General features: G+C 70.8%; 22 protein-coding genes and 1 pseudogene. 19 read left to right on the forward strand and 4 right to left on the reverse strand.

Translation table 11 applies throughout. The features are described 5' to 3' along the window. Positions 1–2 precede the first annotated feature (2 nt). Positions 3–653 carry a 2-phospho-L-lactate guanylyltransferase gene (gene cofC, locus nbrcactino_RS12230; protein ID WP_228460849.1) on the reverse strand — a complete coding sequence of 217 codons (651 nt, stop codon included), beginning with the start codon at positions 651–653 and terminating at the stop codon, positions 3–5. 80 nt (positions 654–733) lie between these two features. Between cofC and nbrcactino_RS12235 the strand changes: the two genes are divergently transcribed. Together nbrcactino_RS12235 and nbrcactino_RS12240 are read left to right on the forward strand one after the other, a co-directional pair. After that, entirely contained in the window at positions 734–1,264 is a 531-nt protein-coding gene (locus nbrcactino_RS12235; RefSeq protein WP_161927835.1) for a YdeI/OmpD-associated family protein, read from the forward strand. Between the two features lie 79 nt (positions 1,265–1,343). Beyond that, a complete protein-coding gene (locus nbrcactino_RS12240; protein WP_161927836.1) occupies positions 1,344–2,345 on the forward strand; it encodes an NAD(P)H-dependent glycerol-3-phosphate dehydrogenase in 1,002 nt (333 codons plus the stop codon). On the opposite strand, the gene nbrcactino_RS12245 is transcribed toward nbrcactino_RS12240, so the two are convergent. Next, a complete protein-coding gene (locus nbrcactino_RS12245; RefSeq protein WP_228460850.1) occupies positions 2,342–2,929 on the reverse strand; it encodes a DUF3515 domain-containing protein in 588 nt (195 codons plus the stop codon). The two genes, nbrcactino_RS12240 and nbrcactino_RS12245, sit on opposite strands and share 4 nt — an antisense overlap. 50 nt (positions 2,930–2,979) lie before the next feature. On the opposite strand from nbrcactino_RS12245, the gene thiL reads away from it, so the two are divergent. Genes thiL through nbrcactino_RS12260 form a run of 3 tightly spaced genes read left to right on the forward strand, consistent with a single transcriptional unit; the run spans position 2,980 to position 5,168 of the window. Further along, positions 2,980–3,939, forward strand: a complete 960-nt coding sequence (gene thiL / locus nbrcactino_RS12250) for a thiamine-phosphate kinase (protein WP_161927837.1) — start codon at positions 2,980–2,982, stop codon at positions 3,937–3,939. A gap of 18 nt (positions 3,940–3,957) precedes the next feature. Then, positions 3,958–4,479 carry a gamma carbonic anhydrase family protein gene (locus nbrcactino_RS12255; RefSeq protein WP_161927838.1) on the forward strand — a complete coding sequence of 174 codons (522 nt, stop codon included), beginning with the start codon at positions 3,958–3,960 and terminating at the stop codon, positions 4,477–4,479. Positions 4,480–4,490: 11 nt separating this feature from the next. Next, positions 4,491–5,168, forward strand: coding sequence for a uracil-DNA glycosylase (locus tag nbrcactino_RS12260; RefSeq protein ID WP_161927839.1), 678 nt, complete (start codon positions 4,491–4,493; stop codon positions 5,166–5,168). 25 nt (positions 5,169–5,193) lie between these two features. On the opposite strand, the gene nbrcactino_RS12265 is transcribed toward nbrcactino_RS12260, so the two are convergent. Then, positions 5,194–5,985, reverse strand: coding sequence for an enoyl-CoA hydratase/isomerase family protein (locus nbrcactino_RS12265; protein WP_161927840.1), 792 nt, complete (start codon positions 5,983–5,985; stop codon positions 5,194–5,196). Positions 5,986–6,073: 88 nt separating this feature from the next. Next, positions 6,074–6,262, reverse strand: coding sequence for a 50S ribosomal protein L28 (rpmB, locus tag nbrcactino_RS12270; RefSeq protein ID WP_161927841.1), 189 nt, complete (start codon positions 6,260–6,262; stop codon positions 6,074–6,076). Positions 6,263–6,459: 197 nt separating this feature from the next. Here rpmB and nbrcactino_RS12275 point away from each other — a divergent pair, with 197 nt between their 5' ends. The 14 genes and pseudogenes from nbrcactino_RS12275 (at position 6,460) to nbrcactino_RS12335 (ending at position 21,214) form a co-directional block, all read left to right on the forward strand. Then, on the forward strand, positions 6,460–8,145 hold the full coding sequence (locus tag nbrcactino_RS12275; protein WP_186343382.1) for a DAK2 domain-containing protein: 1,686 nt from the start codon (positions 6,460–6,462) through the stop codon (positions 8,143–8,145). Between the two features lie 34 nt (positions 8,146–8,179). Further along, positions 8,180–10,423, forward strand: coding sequence for an ATP-dependent DNA helicase RecG (recG, locus tag nbrcactino_RS12280; protein WP_161928025.1), 2,244 nt, complete (start codon positions 8,180–8,182; stop codon positions 10,421–10,423). Between the two features lie 73 nt (positions 10,424–10,496). Next, complete coding sequence (locus nbrcactino_RS12285) at positions 10,497–11,186, forward strand: HNH endonuclease family protein (RefSeq protein WP_161927843.1); 690 nt, start codon at positions 10,497–10,499, stop codon at positions 11,184–11,186. A gap of 83 nt (positions 11,187–11,269) precedes the next feature. After that, entirely contained in the window at positions 11,270–12,535 is a 1,266-nt protein-coding gene (locus nbrcactino_RS12290) for a glutamate-5-semialdehyde dehydrogenase (RefSeq protein WP_161927844.1), read from the forward strand. Continuing rightward, entirely contained in the window at positions 12,535–13,485 is a 951-nt protein-coding gene (locus tag nbrcactino_RS12295; protein WP_161927845.1) for an AAA family ATPase, read from the forward strand. Before nbrcactino_RS12290 ends, nbrcactino_RS12295 begins: the two co-directional genes overlap by 1 nt. Beyond that, on the forward strand, positions 13,485–14,918 hold the full coding sequence (locus tag nbrcactino_RS12300; RefSeq protein WP_161927846.1) for a vWA domain-containing protein: 1,434 nt from the start codon (positions 13,485–13,487) through the stop codon (positions 14,916–14,918). The genes nbrcactino_RS12295 and nbrcactino_RS12300 overlap by 1 nt, the downstream gene beginning before the upstream one ends. 17 nt (positions 14,919–14,935) lie before the next feature. Next, positions 14,936–15,661 (forward strand): nicotinate-nucleotide adenylyltransferase, encoded by a 726-nt coding sequence (nadD, locus tag nbrcactino_RS12305; RefSeq protein ID WP_161927847.1) that lies wholly within the window; start codon positions 14,936–14,938, stop codon positions 15,659–15,661. Positions 15,662–15,773: 112 nt separating this feature from the next. Beyond that, positions 15,774–17,183, forward strand: a pseudogene (locus nbrcactino_RS12310) (amino acid permease); the annotation flags it as partial. A gap of 135 nt (positions 17,184–17,318) precedes the next feature. Then, positions 17,319–17,654 carry a CD225/dispanin family protein gene (locus nbrcactino_RS18200; protein WP_228460869.1) on the forward strand — a complete coding sequence of 112 codons (336 nt, stop codon included), beginning with the start codon at positions 17,319–17,321 and terminating at the stop codon, positions 17,652–17,654. A 46-nt stretch (positions 17,655–17,700) separates the two neighbouring features. Then, positions 17,701–18,087, forward strand: coding sequence for a ribosome silencing factor (gene rsfS, locus nbrcactino_RS12315; protein ID WP_161927849.1), 387 nt, complete (start codon positions 17,701–17,703; stop codon positions 18,085–18,087). Continuing rightward, a complete protein-coding gene (locus tag nbrcactino_RS12320; RefSeq protein ID WP_161927850.1) occupies positions 18,084–18,788 on the forward strand; it encodes a histidine phosphatase family protein in 705 nt (234 codons plus the stop codon). Before rsfS ends, nbrcactino_RS12320 begins: the two co-directional genes overlap by 4 nt. After that, positions 18,785–19,546 carry a diglucosylglycerate octanoyltransferase gene (gene octT / locus nbrcactino_RS12325; protein ID WP_161927851.1) on the forward strand — a complete coding sequence of 254 codons (762 nt, stop codon included), beginning with the start codon at positions 18,785–18,787 and terminating at the stop codon, positions 19,544–19,546. The genes nbrcactino_RS12320 and octT overlap by 4 nt, the downstream gene beginning before the upstream one ends. Positions 19,547–19,550: 4 nt before the next feature. Next, entirely contained in the window at positions 19,551–20,396 is an 846-nt protein-coding gene (locus tag nbrcactino_RS12330; RefSeq protein WP_161927852.1) for a DegV family protein, read from the forward strand. A 62-nt stretch (positions 20,397–20,458) separates the two neighbouring features. Continuing rightward, the gene (locus nbrcactino_RS12335) at positions 20,459–21,214 is read left to right on the forward strand and encodes an esterase/lipase family protein (RefSeq protein WP_161927853.1); all 756 of its coding nucleotides are present in this window, start codon (positions 20,459–20,461) and stop codon (positions 21,212–21,214) included. The last annotated feature ends 17 nt before the right edge of the window (positions 21,215–21,231 follow it).

Below are 21,231 nucleotides of genomic sequence, written 5' to 3' on the forward strand. Positions count from 1 at the left end.
GCCTACGACCGTGCGCGCAGCCACCGCGAGGTCGCCGGTCCGACCCCGATTCGGGCCGCATCGGCGAGATCGGCGCGGGTGTCGACGTCGCGTCGCAAGCCCGTCCACCCGGCCGCCTCGGCGGCCCGGGCCACGAGGTCGTGGGCTCCCGCGCGACGGTGCGCTGCCGCCGAATCGGACCCGAAAAACGGCGCGTCGGGCAGGTCGGCCGGGCGCAGCAAGGCCGCCGTGCCGGTACCGGTGCTGTCGGCAACGAAAGACTGTGCCGACTCCGTCTCGACGAGGCGGGTGTGGGCGGCGAGGGCGGACCGCAGTTGAGTGGCGGTGAGGGCGGGCAGGTCGGCTTGGAGGAACACCACCGACGACACGGCGGATACCCGCTCGAGCAGTGCGCGCTGGCCGTGCTGGAAGGCGGCGTTCAGGCCCGCGGCCCCGGCGGGCTCGCCGACCGCCCGCGCCCCGGCGCCGGCGGCGAGGGAGGCGATCTCCGGGTCGGGGGTGACGACGAGTGCGACCAGTCCCGCCGCAGTCACCGCGGCGAGGACGTCGTCGAGCATTGCCAGCACCAGGCCGCCCCGGTCCTCGTCGGATCCGCCGAGACGGGACTTGGCCGCTGACAACGGTTTCACCGCCAGCACCGCGCCCCACGTCATGGAAGTCATCATGTCAGGTGGGCGTCGAGGCGCCACCGGCCCGGGTAGCGTGAGCGATGGGATTGTGGACGGGAGGCCCGATGGCGGCGACGGAGGATGTGGTGATCGAGTTCGAGGCACCCGTGGAGACGATCGGGTCCCGACGACTGGTGCGGTTCCCCGCGCAGGCCAGTGCCGCGCTGCCCTCGCGGGGGCAGGTCGCCGCGGAGATCACCGTGAACGGGCAGGAGTTCGGCACGGTCGTCGAGCCGGACGGGCGGCGCGGGCACTGGTTGCCCGTCGACGAGGTACGCGACGCCGTCGACGCGACGGTGGTGTCGGTGCGCGTCGAGCCGGTCAAGGCCTGGCCCGAGCCGGTGGTCCCCGAGGATTTCGCCGCGGCCCTGGACGCCGCCCCCGACCTCGCCGGTGTCTGGACCGACATCACCCCGATGGCCCGCTGGGAGTGGGTGCGCTGGATTGGCGCCACCCGCAACCCGGACACGAGGGTGCGTCGCGTTGAGGTCGCGCTCGACAAGATGCGGTCCGGCAAGCGCCGGCCGTGCTGCTTCGACCTGTCCTCCTGCACGGACCCGGAATTGGCGCGCAGCGGCAAGCTCATCGAGCCCTGAACGGTGCGGCGTTATCGGAAGTGAGGCGGGCGGTCACAGGCTAGGCTGAACGGACATGTCCGGGTGAAAGGGGAGAACCGTGCAGGCCGTTGTGATGGGAGCCGGGTCGTGGGGGACGACCGTGGCCAAGGTGCTCGTCGACGCCGGAACGCCGACCCGGATCTGGGCCCGCCGGCCCGAGCTCGCCGAGGCCATCAACACCACGCACGAGAACCCCGATTACCTGCCCGGCATCGATCTGCCGCCGGCGCTGCACGCGGTGAGTGACGTCGGTGCCGCCCTCGACGGCGCCGACGTGGTCGTGCTCGGCGTTCCGTCGCAGTCCCTGCGCGGCAACCTGGTGGAGTGGTCGCCCCACCTCACCGACGACATGACCTATGTGTCGCTGGCCAAAGGCGTGGAAACCTCGACGGTGATGCGCATGTCGGAGGTCATCGCCGACGTCACCGGCGCCCCGGCGCAGCGCATCGCCGTCCTGTCCGGCCCGAACCTGGCCAAAGAGGTCGCCGCGGGACAGCCCGCCGCCACCGTCATCGGCTGCGCCGACGAACAGCGGGCGGTGGAGTTGCAGGAGGCGTTCTCCACCAACTACTTCCGGCCCTACACGAACACCGACGTCGTCGGCTGCGAACTGGGCGGCGCGGTGAAGAACGTGATCGCGCTGGCCTGCGGGATGGCGGCGGGCGTCGGGCTCGGACAGAACACGCTGGCCACCATCATCACCCGCGGCCTGGCCGAGACCATCCGCCTCGGGATGGCCGCCGGCGCCGACGTGCAGACCCTGGCGGGATTGGCCGGGGTGGGCGACCTCGTCGCCACCTGCGCGTCGCCGCTGTCGCGCAACCGCACCTTCGGCTACGCCCTCGGAGAGGGTAAGACGCTCGAGGAGGCGCAGGCCGCGACCAACGGCCAGGTCGCCGAAGGGGTGAAGTCCTGCTCGTCGGTGCGCGCCCTGGCCGAGCGCCACGGCGTCGACATGCCGCTCACCGACGCGGTGCACCAGGTCTGCCACGACGGCCTGACCGTGCCGGACGCGATCGCGATGCTGCTGGGCCGCTCGCGCAAGCCGGAAATCCGCTAGCGCAGATCCAGCGGCGCCCGTTCGAGGTGCTGATCGATCAACGCGGTGATGTCGGTGATCGGCGCGGAGCCGGAGTTCGCCGGAAGCCGCAACGCCACGTACGGCCGGTGGTCGACGGCGACGTAGGTGACGCCGGAGTCGCGTTCGTCGGTGATGAACCACTGGGCGGCGTTGACCACCTGCAACCGTGACGACGGCGCCAACCCATCGGGCCGGGCGACCCCGCAGCGCACGTAGACCGAGTCGCCGTTACGGGCCCGCCAGCGGGCCGACGTACCGGTCACCGACTTGTCGCCATAGTCGCCGAGGCGGTCCGGCAGGGCCGCCATGAACGGGGCGCAGGCCTTCTCGGTGCCGGGCTGGGCCGGCATCGAGTCGAGAGTCGTGGTGTCACCGCGCAGGACGGCGAAGGTGACGAACCCGGCGATGATCATCACCGGAATCGCGATCAGGGTGGCGAGGAAGGCGGGCGACAGGCGCCCGTCGCCGTCGCGGATCCGCGACGACGACGCGCCGGATTCGTGCTGCGGCACGCCGGCGCTCTCATCGGTGTCGGTGTCATCGGTGGAGTAGTCATCGGGCACGCGACCAGCGTAGGCGGCCGACCGCACGGGGTCGTGACAGACTGGCGGTCGTGACAGCGAATCGCACCATCGGCGAGGTCGGGGAGCGGGCGTTGCTGGCCGAGTTCGCCACGAGCGCGGCGAGCACCCCCGACGTGGTCGTCGGGCCCGGCGACGATGCCGCCGTCATCGAACCGGGTGCCAGGGTGCTCAGCGTCGACACCGCCGTCGCGGACCGGCACTTCCGGCTCGACTGGTCCTCACCGGAACAGATCGGCGCCCGGGCGGTGGTCGCCGCGGTCGCCGACATCGCCGCGATGGGCGGCCGGCCCACCGGGGTACTGATCGCGCTCGCGGCTCCGACGACGGCATCGGCCGACCTGGTCGTCGGGATCAACCGCGGTGCGGCGGGCCGCGCGGCCGACCTGGGTGCGGCCGTCCTCGGGGGCGACCTGGTGGCGGCCTCGGAGGTCTCGGTGTCGATCACCGCCGTCGGCGTCCTCGACGGGGTCGCCCCGGTGCGCCTGGGCGGTGCCCGCGTCGGCGACGTCCTCGCGGTGAGCGGACCGCTGGGCGCCTCGGCCGCCGGATATGCGGTCCTGGCCTCCGGCGATCGGGCCCTGCTCGACGATCCGGCGCTGCGCGCCGCGGTCGACGCCTTCCGCTGCCCGGCACCCGATCCGGCGCAGGGGCCGGTCGCGGCCCGCGCCGGCGCCCACGCCCTCACCGACGTGTCCGACGGACTGGTCGAAGAACTGGGATTGCTGTGCGCGGCTTCCGGCGTCGGCGTGGACGTCGAAGCAGGCGCCATCCCGATCACGGCCGCGGCGGCCGCGGCGGCGGACCGACTCGGCGACGATCCGCAGCGATGGGCATTGGCCGGCGGGGAGGACCACGAACTGCTGGGCGCCTTCGCCGCCGGCGATGTGCCGCCGGGGTGGATGGTGATCGGCGCCGTCGTGGCCGCGCGCCCCGACCCGGTCCGCATCGACGGGTCCCCGCCGCGGGTCCGCGGATGGCGCAGCGTGTAGACGCGCTAGATTCCTCTGGTGGCCATCTACGCTCTCGGCGACCGCGAGCCCGTGCTCGGCGCCGACACCTACGTCCATCCCGACGCCGTCGTCATCGGCGGTGTGACCCTGGCCGACGGGGTCTCGGTCTGGCCCGGCGCGGTGCTGCGCGGGGACTACGGCACCATCAGCGTGGGCGAGAAGACCAACATCCAGGACGGCACGGTCATCCACTGCACCGTGATCCACCCGACGATCATCGGCGCGCACTGCGTCGTCGGGCACAACGCCCACATCGAAGGCGCCACGATCGGCGACAACGTCCTCATCGCGTCGGGATCGGTGGTGTTGAACGGGTCCACCGTCGGGTCCGGGGCGGTCGTCGGTGCGGGCGCGGTGGTGCCGTTCGACTACGAGGTGCCGGCCCGGCGGATGGCGTTGGGAATCCCGGCCCGGATCCGCGAGGGATTCGAGGTCGCCGAGGGACATGTGGACCTGAACGTGACGATGTACTACGAGAACGCCAAGTACTACCGCGGGAACCTCCGCCGGCTCGACTGAAACGCCTGCCCATGCCCGCCCAACCGCTGTCCGAACTCCTCGCCCCCGACTGGGCGGATGCGTTGCAACCCGTGGCCGGGGTCATCGCCGAGCTCGGTGACTTCCTGCGCGCCGAAGTCGCCGCCGGGCGGCGCTACCTGCCCGCCGGCGAGCACGTGCTGCGCGCCTTCACCCGGCCCATGTCCGACGTACGCATACTCATCGTCGGGCAGGACCCGTATCCGACGCCCGGGCACGCGATGGGGCTGAGCTTCTCGGTGGCCCCCGATGTCGCGCCCGTCCCGCGCTCTTTGGCCAACATCTACACCGAGTACAGCGACGACCTCGGGCTGCCGCGGCCGACCACCGGGGATCTGACGCCGTGGGCCGACGCCGGGGTGTTGCTGCTGAACCGGGTGCTGACGGTCGGCGCCGGCGAGACGGGGTCCCACCGGGGGAAGGGCTGGGAGACGGTCACCGAGTGCGCCATCAAAGCCCTGGCCGCGCGCGACGAGCCGCTCGTCGCCATCCTGTGGGGACGCGACGCGCAACGCCTGCAGCAGTGGCTGCCCGACGTGCCGACGATCGCCTCGGCGCACCCGTCGCCGCTGTCGGCCTCGCGCGGGTTCTTCGGGTCCAGGCCGTTCAGCCGCGCCAACGAGGCCCTCGCCCGGCAAGGGGCCGAACCGGTCGACTGGCGGTTGCCCTAACTAACTGGCACCGCTCAACGGAGCGTCACGGCCACTGCGGTGCGCGTTTCGCCAGGAAGGCGTCGACTCCTTCGATTCCGGTGGGTTCGCCCGACAGCCGCGAGATCGAGGCCCCCTCGGCGTCGAACTGGGCCGACAGCGAGGCCGCCGGCGACTGGCGCAGCAGGCCGACGGTGGCCTGCAACGCGGCACTCGGCCCGGCGGCCAGTTCCACGGCGATCTCGCGGGCCCGCTCGTCGACCCGCTCGTCGTCGACGATCTCAGAGAGGATCCCGTACTCGAGTGCCTGCTCTGCGGTGACGATGCGGTTGGTCAGGATGATCGCGCGGGCCCGGGCGGCCCCGACGGTCCGCGGCAGCGTCCACGTCATACCGCCGTCGGGGGTCAGGCCGATGCCGCTGTAGGCCGGGCGCATCTTCGTCGACGTCCCGCCGACCACCACGTCGCCGATCAGGGTCAGGCTCATGCCGGCGCCGGCCGCCCACCCCTTGGCCGCGACGACGACGGGGAGCGAGGTCTCGTTGATCAGGCCGAGCATCGTGTGCAGTTGATCGGCGAGCTCGAGCAGGTAGGCCGGACGGTCCTCGGCGCCGGCGAAGGCCGCGACGTTGCCGCCCGCGCAGAAGTTCTTTCCCGCGCCGACGAGCAGGATGACCTGTTCGTCGCGGCGTCCTTCGCGCAGCTCGATCAGGGCGGCGGTCGCCCCGGCGATCGCGTCGTCGTCCAAGGCGGTGCCGTTGGCGGGGTTGGACACGGCGATGGTCAGGACGCCGTCGGCGGTGGAGACGGACGGAGTGGCGGGGGAGGAGTCGGTCATGTCGAATCACCCTACTGGGCGCCGAAAAAGCGGCGACCCCCGATGGGCAAAGCCCGTCGGGGGTCGCGCAAACGCGTGGTCGGCGGCGTCAGACCGAGGTCTTGCCGGCCTTCAGGCAGGAGGTGCACACGTTCTTGCGCTTGCGGTTACCCGGCGCAACCTCGACTCGCACGGACTGGATGTTCGGGTTCCAGCGGCGGTTGGTGCGCCGGTGCGAGTGCGAAACCGACTTGCCGAAGCCGGGGCCCTTGCCGCAGATGTCGCAGACGGCAGCCATATCGAACACTCCCTCAATAGTTGGAAATCACTTGCGTGGTCTGTGGATGCGATTCTTTCCTCGCCCATGAAGGGCGCAGAACGCAACCTGACAAGGATAGCCGTAGCGGTGGCTCCCGTTCAAATCAGGTACCGAACGGGTGCGTAATCGACTCGGCCCCCACCGGTTGACCGACCGGGGTACTAATGTCGACTCCGATGTCGGATTCCGTTCCCACCCTAGCGCCGCGCGGTGACCGTCCCCCCCGGGTCAACCCGCAGTTGCTGCGCGACTGGGCGCGGGCGGCCGCCGACGGGCTGATCGCGGCCCGCGCCGAGATCAACGAACTCAACGTCTTCCCGATCCCCGACTCCGACACCGGGTCGAACATGGCGTTCACCATGACCGCGGCCGCCGACGCCGCCGAGTCCGCCGACCCGGAGGCCGACGCCGCGACGGTCACGCGGGTCATGGCCGACGCGGCGGTGGCCAGCGCCCGCGGCAACTCCGGAATCATCCTCTCGCAGGTCCTCGTCGGCGTCGCCGACGCGGCGGCGATCGCCCACACCGAGCGCGACTACTCCTTCAGCCGCCTGTTCGCCGGCGGACTCCGGCTCGCCTCGTTGGCGGCGGTTCGCGCGGTCAGCGAGCCGCGGGAGGGGACGGTTCTCACGGTCCTGCGGCAAGCCGCGGAGGCCGCCCACGACAACACCTCGGCCTCGCCGGCCGATTTGGCGCGCGCCGCCGCCGAAGCCGCCGCCGACGCGCTCGAGCACACGCCCGAGCAACTCGCCGAACTCGCCTACGCCGGCGTGGTCGACGCGGGCGGGCGGGGAATGCTCGTCCTGCTGGACTCGATGGTCCTGGTGCTCACCGGGGTGGCCAACCGGCGGCGCAACTACCGCGGCCTGCTCAATGAAGGAAACCTGCCCGCGCAGCGCGCCGACGAGGCGTGCGACGGCAGCAGCGACATGGACTTCGAGGTCATGTACCTCCTTGACGGCACCGCCGACGAACTGATCGGCCGCCTGCGCGACTACCTGGCCGAGATCGGCGACGCCGTGGTGATCGTCGGGGACAGCAGCGAATCCGGTGAGCGCTTCTCGGTGCACGTGCACACCAACGAGCCGGGCAAGGCCGTCGAAGCCGGCGCCGTGTGCGGTGCGATCAGTGATGTGCGGATCTCCTGCTTCGCGCTCGATGCGCTGCGGTTGGCCGACCCGGAGGAGCCGCTGCCGCGGCACAAGCGCGGCGTCGTCGTCATCGCGAAGGGCAGTGGCGCCCAAGAGCTGTTCGCCGAGGCGGGGGCCGCGGTGGTCGCCGCCGACGACGGGTTGTCGGTCGACGAGGTGGCCGACGCGATCCGCGCGACCGATGCCGCCCACGTCGTCGTGATGGCCAACGGCGAACTCGCCTCCCAGGAATTGGTCGCGGTGGCCGCCCAGGCGCGTTCGACCCACCGCAGCGTCGTGTTCATCCCGACGCTGTCGATGGTCCAGTGCCTCTCGGCGTTGGCGGTGCACGACCCGGGCGAGGAGGCCGACGTCGACGCCTACGCGATGGCCGAGGCCGCCGCGGGTACCCGCTGGGGGTCGGTGCGGCGGGTGTCCGAGCGGGTGATGACCCTGGCCGGGACCAGCGAGCCGGGCGACATGCTCGGTTACATCGGTTCGGACGCGCTGGTGATCGGGCACGACCCCTTGGCCGCGACGACCGCCCTGCTCGACCTCATGCTGGCCACCGGCGGCGAGTTGATCACCGTGCTGGCCGGGTCGTTGCTCACCGATTCCCCCGAGGTCCTCGACGGACTGGCCGATCACGTGCGGCGCGTGTACCCCGGTATCGAACTGACGGTGTACCCGTGTGGGCAGGACGATTCGGTGCTGCAGGTCGGCGTTGAGTGATCCGGTGGGCGGCGGGGGAGACCTGACCCCGGCGATGCCGTTGGCCGAGGTCCTCGACGCCGAGGTGGCCGCCAAACTCGGCGGCCTCGGACTGGATACCGTCGGGCAGCTGCTGTTCTACACGCCGCGCCGCTACGCGCAGGCCGGCGTCGTCGCCGCCGACGAGACACCCGAGCCCGGCGACTGGATCACCATCGTCGGCCGGATCACCAAGGCCGATCTGATCCGGATGAAGCGCCGCAACGGGCAGTTCCTCAAGGTCCGCGTCGACGACGATGTGCGCGTCTACGAGGCGAGTTTCTTCAACCCGCGCTACATCAAGAACAAGCTGCGCCCCGGCGCCCGCGTCATGATGGCCGGCAAGGTCAGCCTCTACCAGGGTCGGGTGCAGCTGTCGCATCCCGAATGGGCGGTCCTGCCCGACAGCGGCGAGCCCGACGTCGCCGCCGTCGGCAACTCCATGATGAGCGAGCTCTACGCCGTCGAGCAGGAGGCCCGCGAAGCGGCGTCCGGGGACGAGGCCAGCCTCGACGACGCCTTCGAACGGGCCATCCTGCCGATCTACCCGGCGACGAAGGACGTGCAGACCTGGGTCATCTGGCGGGCCATCCGCCAGGTCCTGGGGCGGCTCGCGCCGGTCCCGGATGCGCTGTCCGAGCAGCAGCGCGGTCAGCGGGGACTGGTCGGCACCGCGCAGGCCTGGCGCGGGGTGCATCTGCCCGACTCGTCGGCCGATGTCGACGCGGCCCGGGACCGGCTGCGCTTCGACGAGGCGTATGCGATGCAGCTGATCCTCGCCCAACGGGCCCGGCTCGGGCGCGCGCAGACCGCCCGGCCGTGCCCGCACGTGCCCGGGGGACTGGAGGACGCGCTGCGGGAGCGGCTGCCGTTCACCCTGACGCAGGGGCAGGAGGCGGTCCTCGGCGAGATCGACGACGAGCTCGACAGCAGCGTTCCGATGAGTCGGCTGTTGCAGGGCGAGGTCGGCTCCGGCAAGACGCTGGTCGCCCTGCTGGCGATGCTGCGGGTGGTCGACAACGGACAACAATGCGCGTTGTTGGCCCCCACCGAGGTACTCGCCGCGCAGCACTTGCGCACCATTCGGGCGATGCTCGGCGACCTGGGCATCGGCGGTGAGCTCGGGGCGGCCGAGGGGGCTACCTCGATCACCCTCGTCACCGGGTCGCAACGGACCGCCGACAAGCGCCAGAGCCTGCTCGACGTCGTCACCGGCACCTCGGGGATCGTCATCGGCACGCACGCCCTCCTTCAGGAGAACGTCGAGTTCTTCGACCTCGGGCTCGTCGTCGTCGACGAGCAGCACCGGTTCGGCGTCGAGCAGCGCGACGTGCTGCGGGCCAAGGCGGCCGCCGGGCGGGTACCGCACCACCTGGTCATGACGGCCACGCCCATCCCGCGGACGGTGGCGATGACGGTGTTCGGCGACCTGGCGACCTCGGTGCTCACCGAGCTGCCCAAGGGGCGCCAGGAGATCAGCTCCTCGGTGGTGCCGATGGGCAAGCCGGCGTGGATGAACCGGGTGTGGGAGCGGGCCGGCGAGGAGGTCGAGGCAGGCCGGCAGGTCTACGTCGTCTGCTCGCGGATCGGCGACGAGACGGGGGAGAAGAAGGCGGCGAAGAAGGAGAATGACGAGGGCGCCGACAACCGTCGGGAGGCGATCGCCCTGGTCGACCTGTACGGCGAGGTGACCGCACGCCTGCCGCACTGCCGGGTCGAGATGCTCCACGGCCGACTGCCCGCCGACGAGAAGGCCGCGGTGATGGACGCGTTCACCCGCGGCGAGATCGACGTACTCGTGTCGACGACCGTCATCGAGGTCGGCGTCGACGTGCCCAATGCGACGGTGATGGTCATCATCGATGCCGACCGGTTCGGCGTGTCGCAGCTGCACCAGCTGCGCGGCCGGGTCGGACGAGGCGGGCTGCCCGGGCTGTGCCTGCTGGTCACCGCCGTGCCCGAGGGCTCCGGCGCATTCCGGCGGTTGACCGCGGTGGCCGCGACCACCGACGGATTCGAACTCGCCCGACTCGACCTGGCCGAGCGGCGCGAGGGCGACGTCCTGGGGGAACTGCAGTCCGGCGGTTCGTCGTCGTTGCGGTTCCTCTCGCTGCTCGACGACGCCGAGGTGATCGCCGACGCCCGCGACCTGGCCCGCTCGGTCGTCGACGACGGGTTCTCCCTCGCCGACCACCCGGGGGCCGCGGCGATCGTCGACGCCGTCGTCGGATCGCGCGCGGACTTCCTCGACAAGTCCTGACCCCCTGCGTCCTGAACCCTGCGTCCTGAACCCCGGGCGGAACCGTTCGCGGGTCCGGCGCGTCTAAGTCGGCATGGGGGTGACGCTGTCGGGCCGGGTGTGGGCGGTGTTGTCGTTGTCCACCGCGCTCGCCGTGTTCGGTGCGGCGTGGCAGGCGGTCGATCAGGCCGACGCCCCGCCGCCGTCGGCGCGCGGGTGGTTGGCCGAGTTGGCGCGCGTGCCACGGGTGGCGGCGCGGCTGCCGCACCGGGCCGATTACGACCGGTCCGCGTTCGGGCAGGCATGGGCCGACGCCACCGACGTGCTCGGCGGCAACAACGCCTGCGACACCCGCAACGACATCCTGCGGCGCGACCTCGACGAGGTGGTCACCGCGGCGGGGCCGCGGTGTGCGGCGACGGTGACGGCCGGGCGGTTGCGCAGCCCGTACACCGGCCGGGCGCTGGTGTTCCGGCGGAGCCGGGCGACATCGGTGCAGATCGACCATATTGTCCCGCTGTCGTTTGCCTGGGACATGGGCGCACACGGGTGGCCGGCCGCAACGCGGTTGCGGTTCGCCAACGACCCGGCCAACCTGGTCGCCGTCGACGAGAAGTCCAACCGGGACAAGGGCGACCGGGAGCCGGCCCGGTGGATGCCACCGGCCCGGGCCTTCCACTGCCAGTACGCCCAACAGTTCGTCGCGGTCCTGGCCGCATACCCGGTGTTGCTCGACGAGCCGTCGGCACGTGTTTTGGCGGCCGCGCTGCGCGGCTGTCGGTGACGGGATCGGACGGCCCGGGGAAGGTGTCCGGCGGTCTCGGCGTTAACCTGGGTTGAGCAGCCTTTTCCCAACAAAGGACCCCGATGAGCGCACCCACCGTCGACACCGCCGCGGTGACCGAGACGGTCACCGGGCTGGCGACCGCCGCGAAGGCGGCATCGCGCAGCCTGGCCACGTTGTCGACCGCACAGAAGAACACCGTCCTGGTGGCGGCCGCCGAGGCGATCGAGGCGGCGTCGGCCACCATCGTCGCCGCGAACGACGCCGACATCGCCGCCGCCGAGGCCGCGGGCACCGAGGCCAGCCTGCTCGACCGGCTGCGGCTGACGCCGGAGCGGGTGACCGGGATCGCCGCGGGCCTGCGGCAGGTGGCGGCGCTGGCCGACCCCGTCGGCGAGGTCCTGGCCGGCCGGACCCTCGCGAACGGGCTGACCCTGCGCCAGGTCCGGGTGCCGCTGGGCGTCGTCGGGATCGTCTACGAGGCGCGCCCCAACGTGACGGTCGATGCGTTCGGCATCGGGTTCAAATCGGGCAACGCGGTGCTGCTGCGCGGCTCGGGTTCGGCTGCCGAGTCCAACGCGGCGCTGGTCGCGGTGTTGCGCGAGGTTCTCGCCGCCCACGGCGTCAACCCCGACGCGGTCGCCCTCCTGCCGTCCCACGACCGGGCCAGCGTCACCGCGCTCATCCAGGCCCGGGGATTGGTCGACGTGGTGATCCCGCGCGGCGGCGCCGGGCTGATCAACGCCGTCGTGGCCAATGCGACCGTTCCCACCATCGAGACCGGCACCGGCAACTGCCACGTCTATGTGCACTCCTCGGCGGATCTGGACATGGCCGAGACCGTCGTGATCAATGCGAAGACCCGCCGGCCCAGCGTCTGCAACACCGCCGAGACGGTCTTGATCGACGAGGCGATCGCCGACGTCGCGCTGCCGCGGCTGACCGAGGCGCTGCGCGCCTCCGGCGTCACCATCCATGGCGACGAGGAGGGCATGGAGCCCGCCGACGAAAAGGACTGGAGCGAGGAATACCTCTCGCTCGACATCGCGGTACGCCGCGTGGCCGGGCTCGACGACGCGATCGAGCACATCGGCCGCTACGGCACCGGGCACACCGAGGCGATCATCACCGCCGACCTCGCCGCGGCCAACGAGTTCACCCGCCGCGTCGATGCCGCCGCGGTCATCGTCAACGCCTCCACCGCCTTCACCGACGGCGAGCAGTTCGGCTTCGGCGCCGAGATCGGCATCTCCACCCAGAAACTCCACGCCCGGGGGCCCATGGGCCTGCCGGAGTTGACCTCCACCAAGTGGATTGTGTGGGGCGACGGACAGATCAGGCCGGTCTGATGGCAGCCGACCGCACCCCCGCAACGGCCGTGGCCGACGCCACGATCGTCCCCGCTTTCACCTCGGTCGCCGACGTCGCCGAGCGGCTCGCCGGGACCGGTTACCTCCCCGACGCGGCGACCACGACGGCAACGTATCTGGCCGACCGGTTGGGCAAGCCGCTGCTCGTGGAAGGCCCGGCCGGTGTCGGCAAGACCGAGCTGGCCAAGGCGATCGCCGCGGCGACCGGGGCCGAGCTGGTCCGGCTGCAGTGTTACGAGGGCCTCGACGAGGCGCGCGCGCTGTACGAGTGGAACCACGCCAAGCAGATCCTGCACATCCAGTCGACCGGCGCCCGGGATTGGGATGACACCAAGACCGACATCTTCTCCGACGAGTTCCTCCTGCCGCGACCGCTGCTCAAGGCGATCTCGCGCACCGAGCCGACCGTGTTGCTCATCGACGAGGTCGACAAGGCCGACGTCGACATGGAAGGCCTGCTGCTGGAGGTGCTGTCCGACTTCGCCGTCTCCATCCCGGAAATGGGTACCGTCCGCGCCACCCAGCGACCGATCGTCATCCTGACCTCGAATGCGGCCCGCGAGCTGTCCGAGGCGCTCAAGCGCCGCTGCCTGTACCTGCACATCGACTTCCCCGACGCCGCGCGCGAGAAGGAGATCCTGGCCAGCCGCGTGCCGGATCTGCCCGATGTGCTGGCCGCCGAGGTCGTCCGGGTCATCGGCGCGCTGCGTGGTCTGGACATCCGCAAGAAGCCGTCGGTGTCGGAGACCATCGACTGGGGCAACACCCTGCTCGCCCTGTCGGCCGGCGCGGAGACCGGCAGCCCGGAGGCGGCGCTGGCCAAGGGGCGGGTCGACGACTCGCTGATCTCGCGGACCCTCGGCGTCGTCCTCAAGCACCGGCCCGACCTGGCCACCGCCCGCAAAGAACTCAAGCTGAATCGCGACTGATGGCCGCACAGCGAGGGGGAGGGGCCGAGGACGCACCCCTGGTCGACCACCTCGTCGGTTTCGTCGATGAATTGCGGCGGCGCGGGATCGACATCGGTCCGGCGGCGCTGCTCGACGCCGGACAGGCCGTCGGCGTGCTCGACCTGCTGGACCGCGAGGGCCTGCGGGAGGGGCTGGCCGCAACCCTGTTGTCGACCCACATGCACCGGCAAGTCTTCGACCGCACCTTCGACCTCTGGTTCCCGCTGGGCACCGGGGCGCGCACCACCGACACCGAGCTGCCCCGCGACGAGGAGGGCAACGTCGACGTCGAGGCCTTCCGCGAGATGGTCGCCGAGGTGATGGCCGACGACGCGGCCGCCGCCGACGGCCGACAGGCCGACATGGTCGCGATGATCGTCGACGAGTTCGGCCGCTACGAGGGAGCCCGCGGCGAGGCCTTCTCCGCCTACCAGGCCACGTCGACGGTGAATCCGCAGACGCTGATCGCCGCCATCGCCGCCGCCATGGCCCGCGGTGCCGTCGACGACGAGTCGGGGGCCCGGCAGGGTACGCAGCCGCGGTACCGCCGGGCCGCGGCCGATCGGGCGGCCGAGTTGCGGGCGGCCATCGAGGCGGAGACCCAGCGGCGGATGGCCGGCCGACACGGCCGCGACCGGGTCGCCGACTACGCGGTTCCCAAACTGCCCGAGCAGATGAGCTTCCTGCATTCGAGTGCGCGCGACCTCGCACAGATCCGGCGGACGGTGGAACCGTTGGCCCGGTTGCTGGCCGCACGCCTGGAGATCCGCCGCCGTCGTGCCCGGCACGGACCGGTCGACGTGCGCCGCACCCTGCGCGCGTCGATGTCGACCGGCGGCGTACCGATCAAACTGACCCACCGCCGGCCCCGCCCGGGCCGTCCGGAGCTGGTCATCATCTGTGACGTGTCCGGGTCGGTATCGGGGTTCTCCCAGTTCACCCTGCAGCTGGTTTACGCACTGCGCCAACAGTTCTCCAAGGTCCGGGTGTTCGCCTTCGTCGACACCGTCGACGAGGTGACCGACTTTTTCGACCGCTCACAGGCCGACGAGAGTTTCGGCGAGGTCATGCACGAGATGATCACGACGGCGCGCATCGCCACCCGCGACGGGCACTCCGACTACGGGCACATGCTCAAGGGATTCGCCCGCGACTACCTGGACTCGCTGACCCACCGCGGCGCGCTGCTGATCCTGGGCGACGCGCGCAACAACTACCACTGGACCGAAATCGAATCGCTGCGCACACTCACCGAGCGGGTGCGGCACTCCTACTGGCTCAACCCCGAACGTCGGGAGGACTGGGGGACCGGCGATTCCGATGCCGATGTCTATGGCGAGGTGATCGAAATGTTCGAGTGCCGCAACGCCGAGCAGTTGGCCAAGGTGATTGGTGACCTGCTCCCGGTGTGAGCGTAAGCTGTGGCGCCATGTCAGCAGATGCGCCGACCGGACCCGGTCGCCCCGCGTCGGGGGGACGGCGCCGCCGTATCGGGGTCATGGGCGGCACCTTCGACCCGATCCACAACGGGCACCTGGTGGCCGGTAGCGAGGTCGCCCACCGCTTCGGCCTCGACGAGGTCATCTTCGTGCCCACCGGCCAACCGTGGCAGAAGACCGGTCGCGCCGGCTCGACCGACGGGCAACAGCACTCGGCCCGCGACGTGAGTCCGGCCGAGGACCGCTACCTGATGACGGTCATCGCCACGGCGTCGAACCCGCGGTTCTCGGTGAGCCGCGTCGACATCGACCGCGAGGGCAACACCTACACGGTGGACACGCTGCGCGATCTGCGGCGACAGTTGCCCGACGCGGAGCTGTTCTTCATCACCGGTGCCGACGCCCTCGAGTCGATCCTGTCCTGGCAAGATTTCGACGAACTGTTCTCCCTGGCGCGCTTCGTCGGCGTGAGCCGGCCCGGCTACGAGTTGTCGGCCACCCACCTGGCGAAACATCTGCGCGAACTGCCCGCCGACACGCTGCGCATGCTCGAGATCCCGGCATTGGCGATCTCGTCGACGGAGTGCCGGGCGCGGGCGGCGGCCGGCCAGCCCGTCTGGTATCTCGTACCCGACGGCGTCGTGCAATACATCGCCAAGCGCGGCCTGTACCGCAGCTGGCCGCATCCGGGCCCGAGCGTGTCGGCGCCGGGTTGAGGCCCGTGCGTTAAGAATTCGTTGCGACGGCGCGCCGGGGGGCGACGCTCGCTAGAGTATTCCGCAGTTCGCCGGGAGAGTCCTCCCGGCTCTGACTTGGAGGGTTGCCCCTGTGACGACGAGTGCGCCAGCACCAACCGGAACCCCAGCCGTAGCGGTCGACACCGACCAGGGTTACCAGCGCGGCCTCACCACGCGAACCGTGCAGATGATCGCCATCGGCGGCGCGATCGGCACCGGGCTGTTCTATGGCTCCGGCGCGGCGATCGAGATGGCCGGACCGGCCCTGCTGCTGGCCTACGGCGTCGCCGGCCTTGCCGTGTTCTTCATGATGCGGGCGCTGGGTGAACTGCTGCTCTACCGGCCGGTGGCCGGCGGCATCTCCGAGTACGCCGACGAGTTCCTCGGCCGCTTCGCCGGGTTCAGCCAGGGCTGGACGTACTGGGCGGTGTGGGTCACGACCTGCATGGCGGAGATCACCGTGGCCGGCAAATACATCAACTATTGGTGGCCGGTGATCCCGGTGTGGCTGACCGCGCTGGTGTCCCTCGGGGTCCTGTTCTGCGCCAACCTGATCTCGGTCGGCGTCTTCGGCCGCGCCGAGTTCTGGTTCTCGAGCATCAAGATCATCACCATCTTCGGCATGATCATCATCGGCCTGGGCATCCTCATGCCGATTGCGGGCTTCGGTCCCGAGCACGGCCCGTCGGTCCACAATCTGTGGAACGACGGCGGCTTCTTCCCGACCGGGCACTGGAACGCCCTGCTGGTGCTGCAAATCGTCATGTTCGCCTATGTTGGCGTCGAGCTGGTCGGGGTCACCGCCGGTGAGGCGCAGAACCCGAAGGTCACCCTGCGCCGCGCGATCAACTCGGTGCCCTTCCGCATCGGCATCTTCTACCTGGGCGCCCTGTTCGTCATCCTCTGCGTGAAGGGGTGGCGGAACTTTCACGAGGGCACCAGTCCGTTCGTCCAGGTCTTCGAGGACGTCGGCATCCCGGGGGCGGCCGGCATCATCAACTTCGTCCTGCTGACCGCGGCGCTCTCGTCGTGCAACTCGGGGATCTACTCGACCGGGCGGATGCTGCGGTCGCTGTCGATGCGCGGCGACGCCCCGCACCAGCTCAGCGCACTGTCATCGCGGCACGTCCCCGTCGCGGGGATCGTGTTATCGGCGGCGGTGATGGTCATCGGCGTCGTCATCAACGTGATCGACACCCGACGCGCCTTCCTCTGGATCACCTCGGTGTCCACCGTCGGGATCCTCGTGGTGTGGTCGACGATCATCGTGTGCCACCTGGTGTACCGCAACCGGATCAAGAAGGGGTTGTTGCCGCCGACGGACTACACGGTGCCCGGTGCGCCCGTCACGTCGTATCTCACGCTGGCGTTCTTCGTGGGCGTGTTGGTCCTGCTGGGCTTCACCAGCGCCGGCCGCACCGCGCTGGCGGTCGGTGCCTTCTGGTTCGTCCTGGTCTGCCTGGGCTACCTGCTGTGGCGCACCGTGACCGGTGACCGGGCGGCTGCGGTGGGGGCGACTGCGGTAGCCGCGGCCGGGGCGGCCAACATCACCCCGTCGCCGGCGCCGTCGGCGGCGATCACGCAGCAGATCCCGGTCGTCGCCGACCAGGCAGCTGTGGTCGCCGACCAGGCAGCTGTGGTCGCCGACCAGGCAGCTGTCGTCGCCGACCAGGCAGCTGTCGTCACCGAACCGGCACCGGCGCCGCCGACCCCGCGGATCTCGCCGGAGGAGGCCGGTCCGGAGCCTTCCGACGGGTTCCTATGGGCGGTCCTGTCGTGCACCCTGTTCCTTCCCGTCGGCTGGTACGCGGTGTACCGCTCGGCGTCGGTGAAGCCGCAGTGGGCCGCGGGCGAGTACGCGCTCGCGCACCGGTCCGCGGCGGCGGCGCGCACCGCCGCGCTGGTCGCGGCGGTCCTGGGCCTCGTGGTGATCATCGCGGTGTTCCTGTGGCTGTACCTGTCCACGCGGTAACACCCGGTGGCCGCAGTGCGCGGTTCGTCGTGAGACGCTGGTGTCTATGACCGCAGCACCCGAATCGGTGGAGATGGCCCGCATTGCCGGGGCCGCCGCCGCCGACAAGATCGCCACCGACGTCGTCGCCATCGACGTGTCGGAGCAACTCGTCATCACCGACGTCTTCCTCATCGCCTCGGCCGACAACGAACGCCAGGTGAATTCGATCGTCGACGAGGTCGAAGACCGGCTGCGCGAGGCGGGGCACAAGCCGGCCCGGCGCGAGGGGGCTCGTGAGGGCCGCTGGGCGCTGTTGGACTACACCGACATGGTGGTGCACGTCCTGCACGCCGACGAGCGCGAGTTCTATGCGCTGGAGCGGTTGTGGAAGGACTGCCCGACGATCGATTTGGGCCTCGGCGACGCGACATCGGAGGACCCGACCCCGTGATCGCGGGGCCCGATTCCCACGACACCAGCGTCGAGCGCCTCACCCCGGTGGTGCGGCGCCTGTTGCTGTGGCGCCACGGCGAGACGGTCTACAACGCGACCAGCCGGATGCAGGGCCAGCTCGACACCGATCTGTCCGAGCGGGGGAAGCGCCAGGTCGCCGCGGCCGCCGCGGCACTGGCCCAGCGCGATCCGCTGCTGATCCGCTCGTCGGATTTGCGGCGCGCCGCGGAAACGGCCGACCGGCTCGGCAGTCTCACCGGGATCACCGTCGAGCGGGACCCGCGCCTGCGGGAAACGTACCTGGGCCGGTGGCAGGGGCTGACCCACGCCGAGGTCGATGCGCTGGCGCCCGACGCCCGGCGCATCTGGCGCGACGACGCCACCTGGGCGCCGCCGGAGGGGGAGTCGCGCGTCGAGGTCGCCGCGCGCATCACCCCCGTCGTCGGCGAACTGCTCGAGACGCTGCCCGACTGGGGCAGCGGTCCGCGGGCAGAGGCACCGGTCGTGCTCGTCGCCCACGGCGGCTGTATCGCCGCGTTGACCGCCTCGCTGCTCGGGTTGCCGGTCGCCGACTGGCCGGCGCTCGGCGGGTTGGGCAACGCGTGCTGGGTGCAGTTGTCCGGACATCAGTTGGGCCCGGCCGGTACCGCGCCGAAGTGGCGGCTGGACGTGTGGAACAGCGGGGTCGACGAGTCATGACCGATCGCCCTACCGGTTCGATCATCGTGTTGTCGGACTCCTTGGCCTACTACGGACCCCAAGGCGGCCTGGCCGCCGACGACCCGCGCATCTGGCCCAGCATTGTCGGGAAGCGGTTGGGGCGCTCGGTGGAGCTCTTCGGTCGCATCGGGTGGACCAGTCGCGACATCTGGTGGGCGATCACGCAGGACCCGCGGATCTGGGCGGCGCTGCCCACGGCCGAGGTCGTCGTCCTGGCCTACGGCGGCATGGATTCGTTGCCGTCGCCATTGCCCACCGCGCTGAGGGAGCAGATCCGCTATCTGCGGCCCAGTCGGCTGCGGCAGGTCGTGCGCGACGGATACGCCTGGGTGCAGCCGCGGGCGGCACACCTGGGCTGGCCGTTGGCGCTGCCCCCGCGCATCACCGTCGAGTACCTGGAGAAGGTGCGCGACGCCCTGGTCCAACTGCGCCCGGACCTGCCGATCGTGCTGTGCCTGCCCCCGACCCACGCCAGCCCGTACTACGGCAAGGTGCACCGCGGCCGGGTGCCCACCACCACCGCGATGCGCGAGTGGGCGCAGGCCAACGGCGTGGCCACCGTCGACTTCTACCCGACGACGCTCGACGAGTTCGGCAACCACCCGGAGGACATGAACCCCGACGGCATCCACTGGGGTTTGCGCTGTCACGAACGGATCGCCGAGGTGGTGGTCGCCGGGGTGGGGCCGGTGCTCGAGTCCGGGCGCAGCAACCCCGGACCCGACCGGCTAACGTAGACGCGTGCCCGTCGTCGTCGTCACCGATTCGTCGTGTTGCCTGCCGCCCGAGATCGCCACTCGCTTTCGCATCCGCCAGGTACCGCTGCATATCGTCTGTGACGGTGTCGACTACCGCGAGACGGTGGACGAGATCCCGGCCGAGGTCCTCGCCACGCCGGGGGTGACCACCTCGGGCGCGACCCCGGCCGATCTGGAGAAGACGTTCGCCAAAGCGCTCAAGGATTCCAAGGGCGACGGGGTCGTGGCAGTCCACATGTCGCGCAAGCTCTCCAGCACCTGGAGCGCGGCGCGGGTTGTGGCCGACCAGTACGACGGTGCGATCCGCGTCGTCGACTCGCGCTCGGTGGGCCTCGCGGTCGGTTTCACCGCGCTGGTGGCGGCGCAGGCCTCGGCCCGCGGCGGCGACCGCGACGCGGTGTACGAGTCCGCGGTGCGCGAGGCGGCCACCATCGAGTCGATGATCTGCGTCTCGGATCTGGATCATCTGCGTTCCAGCGGTCGCATCAGCGCGGCCAGCCGGATGCTGGGATCGGCACTGTCGATCAAGCCGATCCTGCACACCGTCGACGGGTCTCTCACGCTGCGGGAACGGCACCGCACCTTCTCCAAGGCCGTCGCCAAGATGATCGATGCGGCCTGCGAGATCGCCGGGGCGCGCCCGGTGTCCGTCGGGGTTCAGCACAGCGACGCCCCGGAGGCCGCCGAGCAGGTGATGGCGGAGTTGCAGTCGCGGATCCCGGATGTCGTGACGTCGATGACGACGCCGCTGGGACCGGTGCTCAGCGTCCATGTCGGTACCGGCGCCGTCGGGGTGACGATCGGCTCCACGTTGACCCCGCTGGACTAGTCTCCCGGCGGTTTTGCCGGTTCGTCCAATAGGTGAGTCGTACGTCAGTAGGGTGACTCGTCATGGACGGTGCCGCGGGGGTCCTCGCACAAGCAACGGTGGGAATCGCATCGACGGTCCGGGCGGCCGCAGACGGCAGCAGGTGGCCGGACGGCGTCAATGAGTGGGATGGCGGGTCGGTCACCGGTTCCGATGCGCCGGTGGTCCTTGTGCCGGGATCGTTCGTTCCCGGCGAATTCTATTGGCACCGGCTGGTTCCGGGCTTGATCGCCGACGGCCGGCGCGTCTTCGCCTGCAACCTTCCCGGATTGGGCACGCGCGAACCAGCCGTGTTGGTCGACGCGCTGGAGGAGTTCCTCACCCGGGTGCGCGCCGCCACCGGTACCGGTCGGGTCGTTCTCGTCGGGCAGTCCTTCGGCGGGGTCGTCATCCGCGACCTGGTTCGCAGTACCCGGGCCGACGTTGTCGGCGTGGTTCTGGTCAGTGCGCAGAACCATGGCTTTCGCCGGTGGTGGGCGGGGCTGTTCAGCGCACCGCTGGCCCGGCGCCTCGTGCAGGTCGTCTGCCCGATGGCGCTGCGGCTCCTGCCTGGATCGGGCTACCTGGCCGAGCTGGATGCGACCGACCCCGGGGTGGCGGTCACGACGATCACCAGTCGCCGCGACGTATTCGCCGCCCCGGAATCGGTCAGGGTCAGCGGTGGGAACAACATCGTGTTGCAGGACCTCGACCCCCGGATCCGCAGCGGTCACATGCTGATCGGCTTCGACCCGATGACCGTCGACCTGATCCGGGCCGCCGTGCGGAACGCGGGCTGACGCACCGGTACCCGGGG

Origin of the sequence: Gordonia crocea, assembly GCF_009932435.1 — a bacterium.
Taxonomy (GTDB): Bacteria; Actinomycetota; Actinomycetes; order Mycobacteriales; family Mycobacteriaceae; genus Gordonia; species Gordonia crocea.

What these genes read in the sequence shown, in the direction of transcription:
- octT (WP_161927851.1), top strand. Translation starts at nt 18,785, where the DNA reads ATGACCGATCGCCCTACCGGTTCGATCATCGTGTTGTCGGACTCCTTG.
- nbrcactino_RS12335 (WP_161927853.1), top strand. Translation starts at nt 20,459, where the DNA reads ATGGACGGTGCCGCGGGGGTCCTCGCACAAGCAACGGTGGGAATCGCA.
- recG (WP_161928025.1), top strand. Translation starts at nt 8,180, where the DNA reads ATGCCGTTGGCCGAGGTCCTCGACGCCGAGGTGGCCGCCAAACTCGGC.
- nbrcactino_RS12235 (WP_161927835.1), top strand. Translation starts at nt 734, where the DNA reads ATGGCGGCGACGGAGGATGTGGTGATCGAGTTCGAGGCACCCGTGGAG.
- nbrcactino_RS12300 (WP_161927846.1), top strand. Translation starts at nt 13,485, where the DNA reads ATGGCCGCACAGCGAGGGGGAGGGGCCGAGGACGCACCCCTGGTCGAC.
- nbrcactino_RS12295 (WP_161927845.1), top strand. Translation starts at nt 12,535, where the DNA reads ATGGCAGCCGACCGCACCCCCGCAACGGCCGTGGCCGACGCCACGATC.
- nbrcactino_RS12260 (WP_161927839.1), top strand. Translation starts at nt 4,491, where the DNA reads ATGCCCGCCCAACCGCTGTCCGAACTCCTCGCCCCCGACTGGGCGGAT.
- rsfS (WP_161927849.1), top strand. Translation starts at nt 17,701, where the DNA reads ATGACCGCAGCACCCGAATCGGTGGAGATGGCCCGCATTGCCGGGGCC.
- rpmB (WP_161927841.1), bottom strand. Translation starts at nt 6,262, where the DNA reads ATGGCTGCCGTCTGCGACATCTGCGGCAAGGGCCCCGGCTTCGGCAAG.
- nbrcactino_RS12290 (WP_161927844.1), top strand. Translation starts at nt 11,270, where the DNA reads ATGAGCGCACCCACCGTCGACACCGCCGCGGTGACCGAGACGGTCACC.
- nbrcactino_RS12275 (WP_186343382.1), top strand. Translation starts at nt 6,460, where the DNA reads ATGTCGGATTCCGTTCCCACCCTAGCGCCGCGCGGTGACCGTCCCCCC.
- nbrcactino_RS12265 (WP_161927840.1), bottom strand. Translation starts at nt 5,985, where the DNA reads ATGACCGACTCCTCCCCCGCCACTCCGTCCGTCTCCACCGCCGACGGC.
- cofC (WP_228460849.1), bottom strand. Translation starts at nt 653, where the DNA reads ATGACGTGGGGCGCGGTGCTGGCGGTGAAACCGTTGTCAGCGGCCAAG.
- nadD (WP_161927847.1), top strand. Translation starts at nt 14,936, where the DNA reads ATGTCAGCAGATGCGCCGACCGGACCCGGTCGCCCCGCGTCGGGGGGA.
- nbrcactino_RS12285 (WP_161927843.1), top strand. Translation starts at nt 10,497, where the DNA reads ATGGGGGTGACGCTGTCGGGCCGGGTGTGGGCGGTGTTGTCGTTGTCC.